Here is an 18360-nt window from a genome sequence, read left to right as displayed (position 1 = left end):
GATGGTCAGCGGGCTTTGCGGCGCAGCGTGACCGCGCCGAGCGCCAGCAGCACCAGGCCGAAGGCGAGCACGACGGCGAGGTCGCGCCAGAGCAGGGTGGTCGGCAGCGGGTAGGTGCCGACCTCGCCGAGCGCCTCGGCGGCGTAGCGCAGCGGCACCACGTCGGAGACCGCGCGCAGCGGGCCCGCCATCTCCTCGCGCGGCCAGATCAGCCCGCACAGCAGCAGCTGCGGAATGATGATGGACGGCGCGAACTGCAGCGCCTGGAACTCGGTGCGGGCGAACGCGCTGGTGAAGAGCCCGGTGGAGGAGCCGAGGACGGCCGTGGCGACCACGATGAGCAGCACCACCCCGATCGCGCCCTGGGTCTGCAACCCGAGGAACCCGTAGGCCACCGTCGCCGCCACCGCCGCCTGCACCATGGCCACCAGGGCGAAGGCGATGCCGTAGCCGAGCAGCAGATCCAGCTTGTGCAGCGGCATGCTGAGCAGCCGCTCCAGCGTTCCGGTGGTGCGCTCGCGCAGCATGGCCACGCTGGTGATCAGGAACATCGAGGTGAACGGGAAGATGCCGAGCAGCAGCAGCCCGATCTGGTCGAAGATGTCGGGGCGGCCGTCGAAGACGTAGCGCAGCAGCGTGAGCAGCACGCTCGGCACCACCAGGATGAGCGCGATGGTGCGCCGGTCGTGGCGCAGCTGGGTGAGCACCCGCCGCACGGTCCACCAGGTCAGCCGGGGTGACATCACTGCGCTCCTGTCGTCTCGGGATCCTGCGCGCGGGTACTGGCGAGCACCAGCTCGAGGAATGCCTCCTCGAGGTTGGCGGTGCCGGTCTCGGCGCGCAGCTCGGCGGGGGTCTGGTCGGCGAGCAGCCTGCCCTCGCGCATGAGCAACAGCCGGTCGCAGCGGTCCGCCTCGTCCATGACGTGGCTGGAGACCAGCAGGGTGGCGCCGCCCGCCGCGAGCTCGGCGAAGTGCTGCCAGAGGTCGCGGCGCAGCACCGGGTCGAGCCCGACGGTCGGCTCGTCGAGGACCAGCAGCTCGGGCTTGCCGACCAGCGCGCAGGCCAGCGAGACCCGGGCCTGCTGGCCGCCGGAGAGGTTGTCCACCAGCCTGCCGCGGTGCTCGGTCAGCCCGACGTCGGCGATCGCGGCATCCGCGGCCGTCGCCGGCACCCCGTACACCGCGCCGAAGTAGCGCACGTTCTGGCGCACCGTGAGATCGCCGTACACCGAGGGCGACTGGGTGACGTAGCCGATCCTGGAGCGCAGCGCCGCGCTGCCGCCCGGCGCGCCGAGCACCGTGATGCTGCCCGACCGGATCTGCTGGACGCCGACCACCGAGCGGATCAGCGTCGTCTTGCCGCAGCCGCTGGGGCCGAGCAGCCCGGTGACGGCGCCGGTGGGCACGGCGAACGACAGGCCGCGCAGGACCTCCGCCTCCCCGCGCCGCACCCGCAGCTCCTCGACGACAACGGCGGCGTTGTCAGGGGCGGCCATCGGCTCAGCCCACCCGGTACATCACGTACTGCAGGCCGAAGCCCTCGACGAAGCGGCCCTCGCCGAGGAACACCGCCTGGTTCACCCACTCCAGCTGCGGGTCACCGGTCTCCAGCCGCGGCGTGACCCGGAAGTACTGGTCCTCGAATTCGGTGGCGGCGCCGGACATCAGCGCGTCCTGCACCTTGTCGGTCATCTCGATCAGGCCGAGGAACTCGGCGAAGACCACCGCGCCGCTGGAGGTGAGGAACTGGACCCGCACATCGAGCCGGGCGTAGCCGTCCGCGCCGATGAGCACCCAGTCGCCGCCGCCGGGCAGCACGGTGCCCGCGATCGAGTTCACCTCCGGCACCGAGGGGTCGCCCTCCAGCGTGCCGTCCATGATCTCGATGAACATCCGGATGCCGTACGGGCCGGGCCCGATCATCTGCGGCGGTTTGAGGTGCGCGGTGACGGTGCCGATTCGGGTGAGTTCCACGGTCAGTTCTCCTCGTCCGCGGGGCGACGGAAGGCCAGGGTCACGTTGTGCCCGCCGAAGGCGATCGAATTCGAGAGCGCGAGGTCGACGGTCGCGGCGCGCGCGACATTCGGGACGTAGTCCAGGTCGCACTCGGGGTCCGGCACGGTGTGGTTGATGGTGGGCGGGAGCAGGCCGCGGTCGATGGCGAGCGCGCAGGTCGCCGCCTCCACCGCGCCGGTGGCGCCGAGCATGTGCCCGGTCATCGGCTTGGTGGAGCTGATCGCCACCGAGCGGGCGTGCGCGCCGAGCGCGGTGTGCACCGCCCTGGTCTCGGCGGGGTCGGAGAGCGCGGTGCCGGTGCCGTGCGCGTTGATGTAGCCGACCTGCTCGGGCTCGGCGCCCGCCTCGCGCAGCGCCAGCCGCATGGCCCTGGCCGCGCAGGCGCCGTCCGCACGCGGGGCGGTGACGTGGTGGGTGTCGACGACCTGGCCGTAGCCGCAGATCTCGGCGTAGACGTGCACGCCGCGGGCGCGCGCCGACTCCAGCGACTCCAGCACCAGCATGCCGGCGCCCTCGCCGAGCAGGAAGCCGTCCCGGTCGGCCGCGAACGGGCGGCTCGCGCCCTTCGGGTCGTCGTTGCGCGCGGAGAGCGCCCGCATGCTGGTGAAGCCGGAGAGCACCACCGGCTCCATGGCCGCCTCCGCGCCGCCGACCAGCGCCGACTCCGCGTACCCGTCGCGGATCATGCGGTAGCCCTGGCCCACCGCGTCGGCCGAGGAGGAGCAGGCGCTGAGCGGGGCGTAGCTCGGGCCACCCAGCTTGTGCCGGAAGGCGACCGCGGAGGCGGCGAAGTTCGCCATCGTCATCGGGATGAAGAGCGGGGAGGCATTGCGGCCCCCGGCTCGCGCCTCGATGTTCTGCACGGCGGTGGCGGTGCCGCCGAGCGCCGAGCTGATCACGGTGGCCATCTCGGCGCGGTCCAGCCCGTCGATGCCCTGGTCGTTCAGGGCGAGGTCGGAGGCGGCAACCGCGAGGTGCCCCACCCGGTCGTAGCGCCTGGCGTCCTTGTACTCCAGCCAGTCCGACGGATCGAAATCGGTGATCTCCGCGCCGATCCGGACCCGGTTGAACGAGGCGTCGAAGGACTCGATGAGCCGGGCCCCGCTCACCCCCGCCGTGAGCTGCTTCCAGTACCGGTCGGTGCCGATGCCGATCGGCGTCACCAGCCCGATCCCGGTGATGACCACCCGCTTGCGATCGCCGTTCATCGCTTCTTCCCCTTCGGGTCGAGGCCGAAGAAGGCCTCCATCTTCATGGCGACCTGGACGTCGCCCTGGACGCGGAGCTCGCCGCGCATCATCAGCTCCATGCCCTTGTCCAGGCCGGTGGCGATCCGGGTGAAGCCGGCGCCGTCCAGGTACACCGTCAGCGCCACCGCGCCGGGGTACTCGGGGCCGAGCACCTGGCACGCCTCCGGCCCGAAGGAGACGGTGTCCACCACGGTCTCGCCGGGCGGGCGGGCGATCTCGAAGCGGACCGCGACCTCGCGGTCGAACCGGCCGGGCAGGTAGTACTCCGGCATCAGCGCGATGGCATTGCGCAGCGCCTGCGCGCCGACCTCGGTGCCGAGCGCCCAGAGCAGATCCTCGGCGGGCAGCACCTCCACCACCCGGCGCACCCGCGCCCGCTCACCGGAGAGCAGATCCTCGATCTGGGCGCGGCTCGCCTTCCCGGTATCGGCGGCGAGCCGGGCCGCCGTCTCCACTGCGTTCATACGAATACCTCCGCTGTGCTTGAACCGTCGGTGACGGCGCGGATCACGGCCGCGATGAGTTCGTTGTAGGGGTCGCGGCCGGGCAGCACCGCCGCCACGTGCCCGTCCGGGCGGACCAGCACCGCCTGCCCCGGCTCGGCGCAGAGCGCCGCCGTAGCCGCGCCGGAGGGGTCGCCGAGCGCGGCCGCCGCGCCGGCGCGGCAACCGGGGAGCAGGGTGAACGCGGTGACCGGCACGGTGTTCATCAGGTGCGCGTAGCCGACCGCGTCGGCCCAGGCGTCGCCGGCCGATTCGGCGGCGAGCAGCGCGAATCCGCCGCCCGTCAGGTCGAGCGTCGAGACCGGGGTGCCGTCGGCATCGCGCAGCCAGTGGTGCGGCACCCGGCTGCCGGGGCGCACCTCCGGGGTGTAGTCGATGACATCGCCGACCACCGGCTCCGCGCCGTACCGGAAGCCGAGCGCCTGACCGTAGAAGTCGAAGTGCGGGCGCTGCTCCTCGATCCCGGTGGCCAGCGCCGCCGCGTCCGGCGCGGCCAGCGCCAGCGCCCCGAATTCGGCCATGGCGCGGGCATTGTGCTCGCTCTGCGCGGCATTGAAGCGGGCCACCGGTTCGCGCTCGGGCCCGTAGGTGTCGAGCAGCCGCTCGTCGGCCCACCCGGCCAGCACGGCGGCGAGTTTCCAGGCCAGGTTGTGCGCGTCCTGGATGCCGGTGTTCATGCCGAACCCGCCGGTGGGCGGGAAGGTGTGCGCGGCGTCGCCGAGCGCGAAGATCCGGCCCGAGCGGTCCCGCCAGCGGTCGATCCCGGTGCTGCCCATGGTCCAGGTGCGGGCGCCCCTGATCTCCACCTCGACCGGTGCCCCGATGGCGGCGGCCACCAGGGCGGCGGCCTCACCGGTGCGGTCACCGTCGGCGGCGGCGAGCGGGATCTCCAGCAGCCACTCGTCCCGATCCGGGGAGACGGTGATGAGCACACCGCGCAGCTCCCGGTTGACGATCCAGGAGAGCACGCTCTCGGCGCCGCCGAGCCAGCGGCCCAGATCGGCGTGGAAGTGCACGTCGAGCAGGCTGCCGAGCGGGGGACCGGCCGTCCGGGTGATGCCCGCCTGCGCGCGCAGCGTGCCGTGCAGCCCCTCGGCCAGCAGCACGTAGTCGGCGGCGAGCCGGTGCGCGCCGGTGCCGTCGGTGTACTCGAGCACCGCGCCGTCCGCTCCGGTCGAGACCGCGTCCACGGTGGCGCCGGTGATCAGCGTGACCCCGGGGAGCTCGGCCAGTCCGGCGCCGAGCACCTCCTGCAGGCGGTTCTGCGGGCACAGCATGGGCCGGGCCGGGCTCTGCGCGGCGAGCCGCATGAGCTTGTCGGTGTCCTCGATGAGCTCGAGCCGGCCCAGCTCGGTGCCTGCCACCGCGGTCAGGAAGCGCACCCGCGCGGCCTGCTCCAGCGGGGTGCCCGCGGCGAGCGCGGCGTCGAAGAGCCCGAATTCGCGGAGGATCTCGCAGGTGCGGACATTGACCAGGGTGGCCTGCGGGTGTGTGGGCGGCCGGGTGCGCTTCTCCAGCACGACCGTCTCCACCCCGTGCCTGCCCAGCGCGTGCGCGGCGGCCAGCCCGGCCGGGCCCGCCCCGACGACGGCGACGCGGGGGCTCATCGCGGCGCTCCCGCGCTCGTCGCGGCGGTGACCCCGGCCAGCCGGGCCCGCACCACCCGGTCGAACCGCTTACCGAGCAGCAGCCGGGCCGCCACCAGGGCGGGCAGCCCGGTCACGATGGCGACGCCGAGCGTCAGCGCGAAGCCGAGCAGCCCGGCGGCCCGCGCCACCCCGCGCGCCGGGCGGAGTGCCGCTCCCGCGCGCCGGAACACCTGTCCGGCAACGAGATCCGCGGCGGCGAGCACCGGAACCACCGGGGCCGCGTCGGCCAGCGCGAGCGCGGTCTCGTCCGGCCCGGCGGCCGCGGCCAGCCGTTCGCCCGCCGCGCCGACCCGGCGCAGCTCGTCGGCGCCGACCCCGGCCCGGCCGAGGAAGCCGTCCCTGGAGCCGAGCAGCAGCCAGCGCAGCGTGGTGACCAGCGTGATCCCCTGCGGCCGGGTGTCGATCGCGGCGACCGTGCCCACCGTCCGCGCACCGAGCCCGGCGAGCGTTCGGCGCACCTCGGCCGCGGCCGAGTACCACATATTGCGGCAGGCGACGAGGGTCACGACCTCGCGCCCGGCGAACAGCTCCGGGTGCGCGGCGAGCAGCGAGCGCACCGGCACCGACGGCGCCAGGTACCACACCTGGTAGGCCAGGATCACCAGTTCGTCCGGGGCGGTGTACAGCTCCGCCGGATCGGCGGCGAGCGCGACCCGCGCCGATTCGTCCGTGGCGGCGGGGAATACGCCGAAGAACCGGGCGACCGGCCAGGGGAACGGGTACGGCTCGACCGGGGCGTACCGCACCCGGCGCACCGGCCTGCCCGCGGCCACCAGCGGGGCCACCAGTGCGTCGGCCACCTCGGTGAGCTGCCCGGTCTGCGAGTACTCGAAGACCACGACCGGGCGGTTGTCGGCGCCGCTGCCGACGGCACCCTCCGGCTCGACGGCCCGGATTCCGGCACGTCCGGTCATGCGGCGCCCGAATGCTCGATCGGGCCGCGCACCGCCGTCAGGTGCATGAAGGAGATGGCGAATCGCCCGGATTCCGGCACCATGCAGAGCAGGGTGTCGCCCGGCTGCACCAGATTCTGCGTGAGCATTTCGTCCAGAATGACGTAGATACTCGCGCTGCCGATATTGCCCACCCTGGTGAGGTTGCTGAACCACGCCTCCGGGCGCCCCGCGGAGACCCCGCGCCGTTTCAATTCTCCGGTCAGCATCGTTTTCATGCGCTCACTGGAGTAGTGCGCGGGAAACCAGGTGACGGTGTCCGGATCGAATTTCCCAGCATTTGCGAGCTTTTCGTACTCGTCGATTCCGACCCGCACCAGGTGCGGCAGCAGCGACAGTTTCTGCCGCGGCGCGAGCGCACCGGCGGCGGCCGCCTCGGAGGCCGAGGGATAATCGCCCCAGGTCTTCTCGCAGGAATTCTTGGTGCTGCCGAAGTACATGCAGGCGTTCTCGGTGTTGGCGTACGAGGTGAGCGAGATCCAGTCGATCCGCAGGCTCGTGCGATCCGCGGGCGCGGTATCCGAGACCACCGCCGCGCCGGCGCCGTCCGAGAGCATGTAGCGCAGGAACGCCGTCTCCATCGGCAGCGAGCCGTCTTCGGTCGTGGTCTTCATCTCGGCGTAGCGCGTGTGCTTGAAACCGCGGCTGGCCAGCTCGCTCGCGACCGCGAGCGCGGTCTTCTTCTCGCCCACCTTGACCTGCAGGTAGGCATTCTTCAGCGCCATCATGCCGGAGCTGCAGATGCCGTGCGCGGTGATGATCTCCATGGGCGGGTAGCCGAGCTCGCCGTGCACCATGCTGGCGTGGCCGGGCCCCATGAGGTCGGGGAGCGTGGTCGCGGCGGCGAGCAGCTCGACGTCGTCCGGGGCGAGCTCGGCCCGGCCGACCGCCGCGCGCACCGCCTCGGCGGCCATGCGGGCATTCGAATAGACCGTCCGCTGGTCCTTGTCGATGGCGTAGTGCCTGGTCTTGATGCCGCTGTTCTGCAGGATCTGGTCCTTCAGATCGGACGAGGCGCGGCCCGCCTTGCCGATGTACTCCTCGATCTCGTCGTTGGTGATCGGCTCGCCCGGGAGGAAGCGGCCGGTTGCGGTGATGTATGCGTCCATGAAGTCGTGCCTTCTCGAATCGGTGACCGGGGCTGTGCGGAAACGCGAGGAAAGGAGGACGCGCCGGTCAGGAGACCTCGGCGGCCTTGAGCCGGATCAACCCCATGAGATCGGCGAAGGTGCGCACCGAGGCGATTCGCTCGTCGTCCAGCGAGATGCCGTACTTGTTCTCGATGAGATCGGCGACCGAGAGCACGCCGAGGGAATCGAGCCCCAGGTCGTCGAGCGTGGCATCGGGCGAGACGACATCCAGATCGACGTCGTAGTGGGCGCGCAGGAATTCTGCGATATCGTCGCGGATCGCTACATCGACAGACATTATTGACCGACCTTTCCCCGCAGACGACGCACAAATGGTGCGCAGCGCGGGTAGCCAAGGAAATGTGCAACCTCGTCGGCGACGACGAGTACCGGATCACCCCTCGACGGCGATGTCGAGTTTCACAACTGCCGGCACAGAGGATTCCCCCATTCCTCACAACATGCCGACCGGCCGGGTGCCGGGTTCGAGATTAGAACGAGAGTGTCTCAGCGTCAACAGGTCTCGGCACAGATGTGAATCTGCACAGAACTGGACGGGCGACTATTTGCATTCGGGTGACACGAACGGACACGCCGCACACGGCCGGTTATCCGCTATTCCGGGTATCCACGGCCGAATACATTCGCGACAGTCCAGCATCCTGTCCGAATTGCCGAGAATTGCATTACCGAGCGATCGCTCGGTGAACGCGAACGCCCGGCGACCCCCGGCGCGCCGTGCTACGCTCCGGCCGTCGGACCACGCAGGTTCGCTCTCCCGCTCGGATCGTCCCAAAAGTCTTGTCCCCGGTCCGCATCGGTGCCGATGCGGGCGTAGGGCGCTGCCCCCTGTCGCCGTGGAGGTCGTGATGACGCAATCCGAAGATCCGGAGGACCGGTTGGCCGGTCTCTTCGGCACGCCGCTTCCCGCCGGAATAGCCGCGCTGCCCGCGGCGAACCGCGCCGATCTCGCCGAGCTCGTCGACGCCGCCTGCACGCAGCGGATCGCGGAGCTGACCGTCGCGGCGGAGGACGCGCTGGACGCCATCCCCGGCTTCCTGCGCCCGGCGATCCGGCGGGCGGTGGGGCTGTGACCGACTCACCGGCCGTCCGGCGGGCCGCCGTCACCGCGCTGGCGCGGCTGCTCGGGGTCACCGCCGAGCGCATCGGCTACCTCACCGAGGTCCCCGCCGCCGACCTCGCCGCGCTGCGAGTCCTGGTGTCGGACCGCATTTTCGGGATCACCGAGGAGGCCGGGCTGAGCTCGGTCGCCGCCGCCACCCGGCTGGTGCCGCCGCCGATGGCGGCCAAGGTGGCCACCCGCAACGACAGCCCGCTCATGACCGCGCACCTGGCGGCGGTGATGGAGCCGGCCAGGGCCGCCGCGGTGGCCCAGCGGCTCCCGCCGGAGTACCTGGCCCGGGTGGCGACGCACCTGGATCTGGCGCGATCCGGCGCGGTGATCGCCGCGCTCCCGGTGCCGCTGGCCGTGCGGGTGGCGCGCGAACTCGTCACGCACGCCGACCACCCCACGCTCGCCGGCATGCTCGACATCGCGACCGAACCCCAGCTCCGGGCCTGCCTGGCCGAGCTGGATCCGGCCGTGCTCGCGGCCGCCGCCGAGCTGCTGCCCGGCCCGGAGTCCATCGCGCGCGTGGCCGGGGTGGCGCCGCCGGAGCTGGCGCAGCGGCTGCGGGCGCTGCTGGCGGCGGAGGCGACGTGAAATTCCAGCTGATCGACCGCATCGAGGCCTGGGAGCCGATGCGGACGCTGCGCGCCAGCAAGGCGACCTCGATCTACGAGGACTACTGGCAGCCGTCCGAGGCCGGGCCGGTGGTGCCCGCCGGGATCGTGCTGGAGGCGCTGTGCCAGGCGGGCGCCTGGCTGGTGCTGCTCAGCTCGGAGCACCGCAAGCGGGCCGCGCTGCTGAACATCGCCGAGGTGACGGTGCTGCGCGATGCCGGGCGCGGCGCCGTGCTGCGGCTGGAGGTCGAGGTGACCCAGGCCGGCGCCCGCACGGCGAGCGTGGACGGCACGGTGCGGGTGGACGGCGAGCCGATCCTGATCGCCCGCCGGATCATGTGCGCCTTCGTGGACGCCGACCGCTTCGACGACCCGGCCGAGACCGCGCGGACCGCGGCCACCCTGCTCGGCGCCGGACCGCTGGACGCCCCGGCGCGGAGCGCGTCGTGACCGCGCCGGCCACCTACGGCGCACCCGCCTTCGACGCGGTCGAGATCGTGCGGCCGGGGGAGTGCGGCACCGCGCTGCTGAACGTCACCGGGACGCTGCCGGTCTTCGCCGCGCACTTCCCGCGCTACCCGACGCTGCCCGGAATGCTGCTGCTGGAGAGCGGGATCGCGCTCGTCCGCGCGGTGGCGGACGAGCCGCTGCTCCGGCTGCGCGAAACCCGCGGCCTGCGCTTCCGGCGCTTCGTCGTACCCGGTGACCAGGTGCTGCTGACGGTGGAGCGGCGCGCCGAGCCGGACGAGTGGGGGCTGCGCGCCGAGGTGGAGGGCGAGCTCGCGGCGGTCGCGGTCGCTCTGCGGGTGCGGCGCTGAGAGCTCGGGGTGGCCCCCGCCGGGCGGGGGCCACCGGATCAGTCGACCGCCGGGATCTGCACCTTCTCGTTCAGCTCGCTCAGCGCGAAGTCGATGGTCACCGGCTGGCCGGTGTCGTTGACGGTGCTGAGCCTGGTGCCGACCGGCAGGTGCCTGCCCTGCGCCGCGAACCACACCGTCAGCGTCGGATCGCCGGTGCTGCCCGGCAGCCAGGCCGCGGCGTCGGCCCGCGGCACCGTCCCAACGACGCGGAAGGCGAGCACCCCCTCGCGCTCCTCCCGCGCCTCGGTGCGCACCTCGCGCAACCCGCCGAGCAGCTTGGCCAGCCCGCGCTCGGGATCGAGCAGCTCCGAGGGGCGCGGCAGCGCCGCGCCGGCCGGGAGCTGCGCCGCGCTGTACCTCCCGTCCGGGCCGCGGGTGTAGAACCTGCCCTCCTGCTCGACGAAGGCCAGGGTGGCGCCGGTGACCTTCGCGGTCCCCACGGAGGCGCCCGGCCCGGCCTTGCCGCGCGCCCGCACGTCGGCGCTCAGCTCCCTGGCATCGAGCCCGGACAGCCGCCCCTCGCTGTTCATCTGCACGTGCGCGCTGGTCACGGCCGCACTGGCCGCGGTCGCGCCGCGGAGCAGGAATTGCGGGTCGGGCAGCCCGCCGGATCCATCGCCACACCCCACCGCCAGGAACGCGGTGATCGCCACCGCCGAACCGGCTCGGAAAATCCGTCTGGTCACCCCTCCAGGGTATCGGCTCCGGCAGCGCGGGAAGCGTCGGTTCCCGAAATTGTTGGTAACCGAGATGTAAAGTGGCGCAATCTGTTTCAGCGACGAGGTGCGGTGTAGTCGATGAGCTTGTCGGCGTTCGAGAGCGAGGTCACCACGCAGGTGCCGAGCGGGCCGGAGCGGTCGTACATCGTGGCGGTGCCGATCGAGACGCCGTCGGTGGCGAGCGAGTCCTCGGCGCGCAGCCCGAGCTCGAAGCCGAGGGGCAGCCGGGAGAGCGTGAGCGTCATGTCGGCATTGATGTAGCCCGCGCCCTCGGAGCCCCAGTGGCAGATGTGGTTGGCGGTGTCGCCGACCATGGCGGCGTGCTGGAACGGGGTCAGCTTCTCGCCGGCGACCAGCGCGGGCATGGCGTGCCAGGAGATCTTGCGCTCGGCGTTCTGGTGGTCGCCGTACTCGCGGGACCACTCCCGCTCGCCGCTGCGGAACAGCGGGCGCGCGCCCTCCGGCGGCACGATGCCGACCGGCGGCACCGGCAGCTCGCGCTCCGGGCGCCAGAGCTGCCCCGGCGGCTCCGCGCCGGTGCTCAGGAAGACCACGGTCGAGCGGGCGCGCACCGCACCGTCCTGCACGATTCTGGCATCCGCGACGGTGATACGCCTGCCCGTGCGCACCACCTCGCTCTGCACGGTGATCGGGCGGTCCCAGACCGGGCGGAACAGGTCCGCGGTCATCCGGGCGGGCACGAACCCCTCCGGGCAGTACCGCTCGACCTCGCGCGCCATCAGCCCGCAGACGCCGGGGCCCCCGAGGTGCCCGCCGCCCCAGCCGCTGCGCGCGACCTTCTCCGGGATCACCGCATCGCCGTCCGGCGTGAAAAAGCTGACCATCGGTCCTCCTGTGCTGCGACGATCGACATTACCTAGTCTCGGACGGGTGTCCATCCCAGCCCTCTCGCCGGTCGTCGCCGCGCTGACCCCGTTCCGGCGCTCGGGCGCCGTCGACCCGGCGGCGCTGCGCGACCAGCTGCACCTGCTCACCGCGGCCGGGGTGCGCGCGCTGCTGGTGAACGGCACCACCGGCGAGTTCGCCGCCTGCACCGACGCCGAGCGCCGCGCGGTGCTCGAGCTGTGCCGGGCCGAGTGGCCGGGCACGCTGATCGCCCACATCGGCGGCGGGCCGATCGGCGACGTGCTCGCCCGCGCCGGGCACGCGCACGACCACGCCGACCTGCTCGCCGTCATCACCCCCTTCTTCCACGCCGGCCCCCCGCGCGCCGGGGTGGAGGAGTACCTGCGCCGTATCCTGGCCGGGCTCCGGCTGCCGACCTTTCTCTACAGCTTCCCCCGGCACACCCAGACCCCGCTGGCGCCCGAATCGCTCGCCCTGCTCGCCGCCGAGTTCCCGGAAGTCGTCGCCGGAATCAAGGATTCGGGGAAGGACCGGGCCATCAGCGCCGAGTACAAGGCGCGCTGCCCGCAGCTCACCGTCCTGCTCGGTGACGACGGGATCGGCGCCCGCATCCGGCAGCTGGGCCTCGACGGTGTCGTGAGCGGCGCGGGCGGGCCGGTCGCCGAACTCCCGGTCGCCATCGCCGCCGCGGGCGACGGTACCGAGGCGGATCGTCTGCAGCGGGTGTTCGACCGGTACGGAGCCTGCCGCCGCGCGCTGCCGCTCATCGATATCGCCTTCGCCAAAGCGGCTCTGGCCGAACGGCTCCCGGGTTTCCCGCTCGCCGTCCGGCCGCCGCTGATCGCCGCCGACGCCGAGCAGGCGCGGACCATCGGCGCGGTCGTCCGCGAGGTGCTGGCCTAGGTTTCCAGCACGAGATCGCAGACGGCGTGCGCCTGCTCGCGATTCCCCGCCGCGAGCACACCGTCGTGGTAGGCGGCCCAGTCCGCGAGTTTCGGCGCGTCCCGCTCGGCGCCGCGGGCGATCATCCGCTCCCGGATCCGCTCCGGCGGCGCGTCGAGCCAGAGGGTGCGGACCGGGACCGAGTCCGGGGTGCCGCTCACGGCCCGGAAGTGCTCGGCGAGCGAGCGGCCCGCGGCGTGCGCGGCCCGGATGACGGAGAGGAACGGTGCGTCCACGAGCACGGGGGCCGATGCCGCCACGGTGAGCGCGGTGCGGATCAGCCCGTCGTAGATGCCGGGGGAGAGCAGCGCGCGGTAGGTCGCCGAGTCGCGGTCGTGCGGGTCGCCGGTGAGCCGGGCCATGAGCGTCTCCTCCAGCAGCGGCGCGAACCGGTCCTTGTCCAGGATCGGCGCGCCGGTGCGGGAGTGCAGGAAGCGGGCCGCGGTCGACTTCCCGGAGGCCGGGAAGCCGCAGATCACCACCGCACCGGTCAGCCCGGTGGCGAGCCGGGTGAGCTGGGCTTCGGTGGCGGCGGGCAGCGGAGGGGGCACGTGTTCAGTGCACCACGACCGATCGCCGCCCATCCCGATGCCGCCGCGGAGGGTCGGCCGTGAGTTACGCGCCGACCGAGGAGAGCAGCATGGGCAGCGCATTGCCCATCTGGATCTTCCAGGCGTCCCAGTTGTGGCCCTGCCCCGGTACATAGCGCTCGTCGACCTGCGCGCCCGCGCCCTGTAGTGCGTCGACGAAGCGGAAGTTCTGCTGATACACCTTCGCCTCGACTCCGTCGCCCTGCCCGTAGGAGACGAAGAGCGGGATGCCGGTGAGCTTGTCCACCTGGCTGTACGGGTTGTTCGCCCGCCAGATGTCCGCCTGGTCGGTGAGGTCGCCCCACACCCGCCTCCAGTCCGCGGCGCACCCCTGTCCCGGCAGGTCGGGGCCCTCCGGCGCGCCGGATGCGTGCAGCGGATCCACATTCCCGCTGAACGACGCCGCCGACCGGAACATCCCCTGGTACTTCGCCGCGAACTTCATGGCGCCGAGCCCGCCCATGGAGTTCCCCGCGACGGCGCGCGTCGTATTGGCCCGGTAGGTGGACTCCAGCACCGTCCGCACATCGCCGAGCAGGTACTTCTCCCACGCGGGGGCGCCCCACGCGCCGCCGTTGTACCAATCCGTGTACGCACTGCACCAGCTGGTCTCGGGTAGCACGAAGATCGCGTCCCTGCCCGCGGTCAGCGCCGCGAGATCGCCCTTGTCGCTCCACGACTTGTGGTCGTCGAAGCCCCCGTGCAGTACCCAGACCGTGGGCCAGGTGCGGTTGGCGTCCTTGGACCAGCCGGGCGGCAGCAGCAGCCGCACCACCTTGACCGACCAGTCCGGCCCCTCCAGGTTCGGCGAGGAGATCCCGATGTCCAGGATGCGGTCGCTGACTCGGTTCTCCCAGCGCACGATCCCGGTCGCCGACGCGGGCGCCGGGGGAACGAGAAATACCGCGGCGCCGAGCAATACGGCGAGCACGAGCAGTGCTGCCCTGCGTGGAGCTGGCATCGGATGTCCTTCCGTCGAGCCGTGCCGCCACGGTATCCAAGAACAGCACTGTTCGCAGCCCCCGGAATTCTTGGGCCGGTAACCCGGCGCCGCTAGCGTGGCGGCGTGGCGAAGCGTGGGGTCGAGTACACCCCGGACCGGTCGGACCCGCAGCGGGTCCGGCTGTACGAGGGGCTGCCGGAACGGCTTTCGCGCGCCGAGGTCACGTTCCGGGTCGCGGGCGGGCTGCGCGGCAGCCGGGTGGTGCCGGCCTCGCGGGCCGAGTTCGCGCAGCTGCGCACCGCGCTGGAGAGCGGCTACGAGAGCCCGTGGAGCGCTCCGAGCCGGATCACCGTCTCCGAGGGGCAGTACTACGTGCGGCAGGCCGAGCGGCGGATCGCCGAGCGCGGCGCCGAGATCGAGCGCAGGGCGGCCCGGATCGATCTGGACTGCCCGTGGTGCGAGCAGCCGCGCCGCTATCTCGGGGTGATCGGCTTCGTCACCGGCCACACCGGGTTCCTGTCCGACTCGCCGAGCGAGCTCGGGCAGCTGGTCGACAAGCAGCACGGCTACCGCTGCGACGGCTGCGGCTCGCTGCTCTACTTCGCCGACGGCTTCCTGCCGCACCCGCTGCCGGGCCGGCGGCGGAGCTGATCAGGGGCTGCCGATGCCGATTCCGGCGGCCAGCTCGGTGAGCAGCGCCTCGAAGACCGCGTCCGGATCGCGGACCCGCATGGGGTAGTTGCCGAACACCTCCAGCGTGACGTGGCCGTAGAGCCGGGCCCAGAGCGTCATCATGAGGTAGGTGACGCCGAGGTCGAGCTTCTCCGCCGGGAACTTCTGGCCCGCGGCGGCGAGCATGGCGAGCAGGTCGTTCTGGTAGCCGACCAGGTCCGCGCGCAGCGCCTCCGGAATGGCGTCGGTGGGTGGCAGCGCCAGGTCGTGGGTCGCCAGCAACCGCCCGGCGGAGGCCAGGAAGACCCGGCCGAAGGGCTCCTCGAAGCGCCGCGCCCCCTCGCCGCCGAGCTGCGGCGAGGCGAAGACCAGGGTGAACTCGTGCGCATTGGCCAGCGCCCAGCGCCGGAAGCCGCGGCAGAGCGCGAAGAGCTGACCCAGCCCGTCCTCCGGCAGCTCGGCCGCCTCGGCGGCGAGTTCGTCGGCGAGGCCGAGGCAGATGTCCCGGCGCAGCGCCGCCACCAGCTCGTCGCGCGAGCCGTAGTACCGGTAGAGCGCGGGCGCGGTGACCGCGAGCGCGCCGGCGATGGCGCGCAGGGTCAGCGCCTCCGGCCCGTGCGCGGCCAGCTGGGCCCGCGCCACCCGCCGGATGTCCGCGTCGCTGACCGCGGGCACCCGGCCCCGGCGGGCCGTCATCCCGGACTCGTCATTCGTAGGCGACCTGCCAGCTCTTGATCCCGTTCAACCACCCCGAGCGTAACCGGACCGGTTCGGAGAGCTGACGCAGCTCCGGCATCACGTCGGCGATGGCGTTGAAGATCAGGTCGAGCTGCAGCCTGGCCAGGTTGGCGCCGACGCAGTAGTGCGTGCCGGTGCCGCCGAAGCCGACGTGCGGGTTGGGGTTGCGGGTGATGTCGAAGGCGAACGGGTCGTCGAAGCGCTCCTCGTCGAAGTTGGCCGAGGCGTAGAAGAGCCCCACCCGCTGGCCCCGCTCGATCTGCTGGCCGCCGAGCTCGGTGTCGCGCAGCGCCGTGCGCTGGAAGGCGACCACCGGGGTGGACCAGCGCACGATCTCGTCCGGCGCGGTCTTGGGACGCTCGGCCCGGTACCGCTCCCACTGCTCGGGGAAGTCGACGAAGGCCTTCATGCCGTGCGTGGTGGCATTGCGGGTGGTCTCGTTGCCCGCCACCGCGAGCAGGATGACGAACCAGGCGAACTCCTCCGAGCCGAGCGCCTCGCCCTCGATATCCGCGGTCACCAGGGTGCTCACGATGTCGTCGGCCGGACACCGCCGCCGCTCCTCGGCCAGGTTCCAGGAGTACCCCATGATCTCGGCGGTGGCGACCCGGTGGTTGCCGTCGAACTCCGGGTCGTCGTACCCCATCATCTGGTTCGACCAGTCGAAGAGCTTGCCGCGGTCGGACTGCGGCACGCCGAGCAGCTCCGCGATCGCCTGCAGCGGCAGCTCGCAGGCGATCTGCTGCACGAAGTCGCCGCCGCCGGTCCGCTTCGCCGCGTGCACGATCCGCTCGGCGCGCTCGTGCAGGGCGTCGCGCAGGGTCTGCACCGCGCGCGGGGTGAAGCCGCGGGAGATGATGCGGCGCAGCTTGTCGTGCGCGGGCGGGTCGGTATTGACCAGCATGGCGCGCTGGATATCGATCTCCTCGCGGGCGATATCGCCGTTGAACCGGATGACCGCGGTATTGGCGGCGGAGGAGTAGGTCTCGCTGTCCTTGGAGATCTCCCGAATGTGGTCGAGCTTGCTGACCACCCAGTAGCCGCCGTCGTCGAAGCCGCTCACGCCGTCCGGCTGGTCGACCCACCAGACCGGCGCGGTGCGGCGCAGCTCGGCCCACTCCTCGATCGGGAGGCGGGTGGCGAGCAGGTCGGGGTCGGTGAAGTCGAAGTCGTGCGTGACGGACACGGGTACCTCCTCGGAGCGGGTTCGTTTGCAGTGAACCACATCACTCACCGATTTGTGAATACCATTTACTAAATGGTGTTCACCGCGGTCGGTACCGGGCAGCTGTCGTAGGGTGGCGAGATGGAGACCGGGCAACCGAGCAGGACCGCGCTGGCCGTCGCCGGGGCGCGGGCCCAGCACCAGACGCTGGACGATCCGCGCATCTTCACCGACCCCCTCGCGGCCCGCATCGTCGGCGGCACCGAGCCCGCGGGCGAATTCGACCGCGGCGTCGACGCGGAGGTGGCGCGGGTCCGCCGGTTGGTCATCGCCGCCCGCAGCCGCTTCGCCGACGACCGGGTGGCCGCCGCCATCGCCCGCGGCACCCGCCAGGTGGTGATCCTCGGCGCCGGGCTGGACACCGCCGCCTACCGCAACCCGCACCCGGAGGTCCGCTACTTCGAGGTGGACCACCCGGACACGCAGTCCTGGAAGCGAAATCGGCTGCGCGAGGCCGGAATGGAACCACCACCGACCCTCACCTTCGCCCCCGTCGACTTCGAACGGTCGACCCTCGCGGCCGGGCTGGCCGCCGCCGGGCTCGACCGCTCGGCCGACACGGTCTTCGTCTGGCTCGGCGTCATCGTCTACCTGACCCGCGCCTCCATCGACGACACCCTCGGCTACATCGCGGGCACGAAAGCCGACCTCGTCTTCGACTACCCCGTGCCGCCGAGCCCGGAGACCCGCGCCCGCGCCGAGCGCGTCGCCGCCGGGGGCGAGCCCTGGCTCAGCTACTTCACCGTTGCCGAGATGCGCGCCCTGCTGCACGGCTTCACCCTGCTCGAGGACCGCACGGCCGGGGACCTGCTCGGCGAGTACGGCGCACCCACCGCGCACCCGGCCGCCGCCGGAATCCGCCTGGTGCACGCCACTACGCGCTGACCAGCACCGACACCACCACCTCCCGCTCGGCGGAGGGCAGGTAGTGCACCCGCACCGCCCGCCCCACCCCGACCTCGCCGAGCGCGGTGGCGGGAAGATACTGCTCGGTGCGGGTGTGGAAGGCGCTCCCGTCCGGGCGGATGACGAGCAGGCCGAGCAGCACCCGCGGCCTGCCCGCGCGCACCTCGCCGGGCACGGCGAACCAGCGCACCACCGCCTCGGCGGCGATGCCGCGCTCGGTGCGGTCCAGGTCGAGCTCCACCCGCCGCGCGGTGCAGCGGACCGGGAGCACGACGCCGGGGCGCAGCAGCGACAATTCACTCAGCGGCACCACCAGCACGGTCTCGGTCTCGAACGCGCGCCCGCCCGCCTCGACGGTGAGCGCGAGCCGCAGCCGCGGCTCGCCGCGCACGCCGACCCCGGTGTGCCGGACCGCGCGGACGGTGGCGAGGCCGGGTATCGGCGCGGGTTCGGGGCGGGCGCGGAATCTCATGGCGGTTCTCCGGGGGCCGGGGGCGGGGGTCCGGACGACCGTAGGCGGCGGCCGCGCCCTACCGATCCCAGGTCGCGCCGAAAATGGTTGGCGGCGGCCGGTGCTCGTTCTCTACAGTTCATTCCAGGCAATCCGAGGTGGGCGGGCCGGAGTCGATCGGTTACCACTTTCACTGGAGCG

Annotated in this window: 23 protein-coding genes; 7 read left to right on the top strand and 16 right to left on the bottom strand. The window is 72.4% G+C overall.

Annotated features, from left to right (window positions below):
- Positions 1 to 5 precede the first annotated feature (5 nt).
- The 9 genes from AB0H71_RS04775 to AB0H71_RS04735 form a co-directional block, all read right to left on the bottom strand.
- A complete protein-coding gene (locus AB0H71_RS04775; RefSeq protein ID WP_357014862.1) occupies positions 6 to 743 on the bottom strand; it encodes an ABC transporter permease in 738 nt (245 codons plus the stop codon).
- The gene (locus AB0H71_RS04770) at positions 743 to 1498 is read right to left on the bottom strand and encodes an ABC transporter ATP-binding protein (protein ID WP_357014859.1); all 756 of its coding nucleotides are present in this window, start codon (positions 1496 to 1498) and stop codon (positions 743 to 745) included. The genes AB0H71_RS04775 and AB0H71_RS04770 overlap by 1 nt, the downstream gene beginning before the upstream one ends.
- A 4-nt stretch (positions 1499 to 1502) precedes the next feature.
- The gene (locus tag AB0H71_RS04765) at positions 1503 to 1976 is read right to left on the bottom strand and encodes a DUF3237 domain-containing protein (protein WP_357014856.1); all 474 of its coding nucleotides are present in this window, start codon (positions 1974 to 1976) and stop codon (positions 1503 to 1505) included.
- Between the two features lie 2 nt (positions 1977 to 1978).
- Complete coding sequence (gene fabF / locus AB0H71_RS04760; protein ID WP_357014853.1) at positions 1979 to 3226, bottom strand: beta-ketoacyl-ACP synthase II; 1248 nt, start codon at positions 3224 to 3226, stop codon at positions 1979 to 1981.
- A complete protein-coding gene (locus AB0H71_RS04755; protein ID WP_357014851.1) occupies positions 3223 to 3732 on the bottom strand; it encodes an SCP2 sterol-binding domain-containing protein in 510 nt (169 codons plus the stop codon). Before AB0H71_RS04755 ends, fabF begins: the two co-directional genes overlap by 4 nt.
- Entirely contained in the window at positions 3729 to 5378 is a 1650-nt protein-coding gene (locus AB0H71_RS04750; protein ID WP_357014849.1) for an FAD-dependent monooxygenase, read from the bottom strand. Before AB0H71_RS04750 ends, AB0H71_RS04755 begins: the two co-directional genes overlap by 4 nt.
- A complete protein-coding gene (locus tag AB0H71_RS04745; RefSeq protein ID WP_357014846.1) occupies positions 5375 to 6334 on the bottom strand; it encodes a hypothetical protein in 960 nt (319 codons plus the stop codon). Before AB0H71_RS04745 ends, AB0H71_RS04750 begins: the two co-directional genes overlap by 4 nt.
- A complete protein-coding gene (locus AB0H71_RS04740; RefSeq protein ID WP_357014845.1) occupies positions 6331 to 7482 on the bottom strand; it encodes a 3-oxoacyl-[acyl-carrier-protein] synthase III C-terminal domain-containing protein in 1152 nt (383 codons plus the stop codon). The genes AB0H71_RS04745 and AB0H71_RS04740 overlap by 4 nt, the downstream gene beginning before the upstream one ends.
- A gap of 67 nt (positions 7483 to 7549) precedes the next feature.
- Positions 7550 to 7801, bottom strand: coding sequence for an acyl carrier protein (locus tag AB0H71_RS04735; RefSeq protein ID WP_357014843.1), 252 nt, complete (start codon positions 7799 to 7801; stop codon positions 7550 to 7552).
- Positions 7802 to 8372: 571 nt separating this feature from the next.
- Between AB0H71_RS04735 and AB0H71_RS04730 the strand changes: the two genes are divergently transcribed.
- The 4 genes from AB0H71_RS04730 to AB0H71_RS04715 are packed head-to-tail and all read left to right on the top strand — an operon-like array spanning position 8373 to position 10064.
- Complete coding sequence (locus tag AB0H71_RS04730; RefSeq protein ID WP_357014840.1) at positions 8373 to 8597, top strand: hypothetical protein; 225 nt, start codon at positions 8373 to 8375, stop codon at positions 8595 to 8597.
- On the top strand, positions 8594 to 9226 hold the full coding sequence (locus AB0H71_RS04725) for a hypothetical protein (RefSeq protein WP_357014839.1): 633 nt from the start codon (positions 8594 to 8596) through the stop codon (positions 9224 to 9226). The genes AB0H71_RS04730 and AB0H71_RS04725 overlap by 4 nt, the downstream gene beginning before the upstream one ends.
- Positions 9223 to 9696, top strand: a complete 474-nt coding sequence (locus AB0H71_RS04720; protein WP_357014836.1) for a hypothetical protein — start codon at positions 9223 to 9225, stop codon at positions 9694 to 9696. Before AB0H71_RS04725 ends, AB0H71_RS04720 begins: the two co-directional genes overlap by 4 nt.
- Positions 9693 to 10064, top strand: coding sequence for a hypothetical protein (locus AB0H71_RS04715; protein WP_357014835.1), 372 nt, complete (start codon positions 9693 to 9695; stop codon positions 10062 to 10064). The genes AB0H71_RS04720 and AB0H71_RS04715 overlap by 4 nt, the downstream gene beginning before the upstream one ends.
- A 38-nt stretch (positions 10065 to 10102) precedes the next feature.
- On the opposite strand, the gene AB0H71_RS04710 is transcribed toward AB0H71_RS04715, so the two are convergent.
- Positions 10103 to 10792: an LppX_LprAFG lipoprotein gene (locus AB0H71_RS04710; protein ID WP_357014833.1), complete on the bottom strand. Its 690-nt coding sequence runs from the start codon at positions 10790 to 10792 to the stop codon at positions 10103 to 10105.
- A gap of 86 nt (positions 10793 to 10878) precedes the next feature.
- Positions 10879 to 11670 (bottom strand): acyl-CoA thioesterase domain-containing protein, encoded by a 792-nt coding sequence (locus tag AB0H71_RS04705; protein ID WP_357014831.1) that lies wholly within the window; start codon positions 11668 to 11670, stop codon positions 10879 to 10881.
- Between the two features lie 46 nt (positions 11671 to 11716).
- On the opposite strand from AB0H71_RS04705, the gene AB0H71_RS04700 reads away from it, so the two are divergent.
- Positions 11717 to 12595 (top strand): dihydrodipicolinate synthase family protein, encoded by an 879-nt coding sequence (locus AB0H71_RS04700; protein WP_357014830.1) that lies wholly within the window; start codon positions 11717 to 11719, stop codon positions 12593 to 12595.
- Here the strand turns inward: AB0H71_RS04700 and AB0H71_RS04695 are convergent.
- Together AB0H71_RS04695 and AB0H71_RS04690 are read right to left on the bottom strand one after the other, a co-directional pair.
- Positions 12592 to 13185, bottom strand: a complete 594-nt coding sequence (locus AB0H71_RS04695; RefSeq protein ID WP_357014828.1) for an ATP-binding protein — start codon at positions 13183 to 13185, stop codon at positions 12592 to 12594. The genes AB0H71_RS04700 and AB0H71_RS04695 overlap by 4 nt on opposite strands.
- Positions 13186 to 13249: 64 nt before the next feature.
- Positions 13250 to 14185 carry an alpha/beta hydrolase family protein gene (locus tag AB0H71_RS04690; protein ID WP_357014826.1) on the bottom strand — a complete coding sequence of 312 codons (936 nt, stop codon included), beginning with the start codon at positions 14183 to 14185 and terminating at the stop codon, positions 13250 to 13252.
- A 105-nt stretch (positions 14186 to 14290) separates the two neighbouring features.
- Between AB0H71_RS04690 and AB0H71_RS04685 the strand changes: the two genes are divergently transcribed.
- Entirely contained in the window at positions 14291 to 14818 is a 528-nt protein-coding gene (locus AB0H71_RS04685) for a hypothetical protein (RefSeq protein ID WP_357014824.1), read from the top strand.
- Here AB0H71_RS04685 and AB0H71_RS04680 read toward each other — a convergent pair whose 3' ends face one another.
- A complete protein-coding gene (locus AB0H71_RS04680; protein WP_357014822.1) occupies positions 14819 to 15535 on the bottom strand; it encodes a TetR/AcrR family transcriptional regulator in 717 nt (238 codons plus the stop codon). It lies immediately after the preceding gene.
- 10 nt (positions 15536 to 15545) lie between these two features.
- Positions 15546 to 16763, bottom strand: coding sequence for a cytochrome P450 (locus AB0H71_RS04675; RefSeq protein WP_357014820.1), 1218 nt, complete (start codon positions 16761 to 16763; stop codon positions 15546 to 15548).
- 120 nt (positions 16764 to 16883) lie between these two features.
- Here AB0H71_RS04675 and AB0H71_RS04670 point away from each other — a divergent pair, with 120 nt between their 5' ends.
- Positions 16884 to 17687: a class I SAM-dependent methyltransferase gene (locus AB0H71_RS04670; protein ID WP_357014819.1), complete on the top strand. Its 804-nt coding sequence runs from the start codon at positions 16884 to 16886 to the stop codon at positions 17685 to 17687.
- Here AB0H71_RS04670 and AB0H71_RS04665 read toward each other — a convergent pair.
- Positions 17677 to 18180, bottom strand: a complete 504-nt coding sequence (locus AB0H71_RS04665) for a hypothetical protein (RefSeq protein WP_357014817.1) — start codon at positions 18178 to 18180, stop codon at positions 17677 to 17679. The two genes, AB0H71_RS04670 and AB0H71_RS04665, sit on opposite strands and share 11 nt — an antisense overlap.
- Positions 18181 to 18360: the final 180 nt, after the last annotated feature.

This window comes from Nocardia sp. NPDC050697, assembly GCF_040654395.1.
GTDB lineage: Bacteria > Actinomycetota > Actinomycetes > Mycobacteriales > Mycobacteriaceae > Nocardia.
Note: the sequence above shows the minus strand (reverse complement) of the source record. Positions and strands in the feature narration are given on the sequence as shown.

Excerpts from the sequence above, each read along its gene's own strand:
- AB0H71_RS04775 (WP_357014862.1), bottom strand. The coding sequence starts at position 743 with ATGTCACCCCGGCTGACCTGGTGGACCGTGCGGCGGGTGCTCACCCAG.
- AB0H71_RS04770 (WP_357014859.1), bottom strand. The coding sequence starts at position 1,498 with ATGGCCGCCCCTGACAACGCCGCCGTTGTCGTCGAGGAGCTGCGGGTG.
- fabF (WP_357014853.1), bottom strand. The coding sequence starts at position 3,226 with ATGAACGGCGATCGCAAGCGGGTGGTCATCACCGGGATCGGGCTGGTG.
- AB0H71_RS04755 (WP_357014851.1), bottom strand. The coding sequence starts at position 3,732 with ATGAACGCAGTGGAGACGGCGGCCCGGCTCGCCGCCGATACCGGGAAG.
- AB0H71_RS04750 (WP_357014849.1), bottom strand. The coding sequence starts at position 5,378 with ATGAGCCCCCGCGTCGCCGTCGTCGGGGCGGGCCCGGCCGGGCTGGCC.
- AB0H71_RS04745 (WP_357014846.1), bottom strand. The coding sequence starts at position 6,334 with ATGACCGGACGTGCCGGAATCCGGGCCGTCGAGCCGGAGGGTGCCGTC.
- AB0H71_RS04740 (WP_357014845.1), bottom strand. The coding sequence starts at position 7,482 with ATGGACGCATACATCACCGCAACCGGCCGCTTCCTCCCGGGCGAGCCG.
- AB0H71_RS04735 (WP_357014843.1), bottom strand. The coding sequence starts at position 7,801 with ATGTCTGTCGATGTAGCGATCCGCGACGATATCGCAGAATTCCTGCGC.
- AB0H71_RS04730 (WP_357014840.1), top strand. The coding sequence starts at position 8,373 with ATGACGCAATCCGAAGATCCGGAGGACCGGTTGGCCGGTCTCTTCGGC.
- AB0H71_RS04705 (WP_357014831.1), bottom strand. The coding sequence starts at position 11,670 with ATGGTCAGCTTTTTCACGCCGGACGGCGATGCGGTGATCCCGGAGAAG.
- AB0H71_RS04690 (WP_357014826.1), bottom strand. The coding sequence starts at position 14,185 with ATGCCAGCTCCACGCAGGGCAGCACTGCTCGTGCTCGCCGTATTGCTC.
- AB0H71_RS04680 (WP_357014822.1), bottom strand. The coding sequence starts at position 15,535 with ATGACGGCCCGCCGGGGCCGGGTGCCCGCGGTCAGCGACGCGGACATC.
- AB0H71_RS04670 (WP_357014819.1), top strand. The coding sequence starts at position 16,884 with ATGGAGACCGGGCAACCGAGCAGGACCGCGCTGGCCGTCGCCGGGGCG.
- AB0H71_RS04665 (WP_357014817.1), bottom strand. The coding sequence starts at position 18,180 with ATGAGATTCCGCGCCCGCCCCGAACCCGCGCCGATACCCGGCCTCGCC.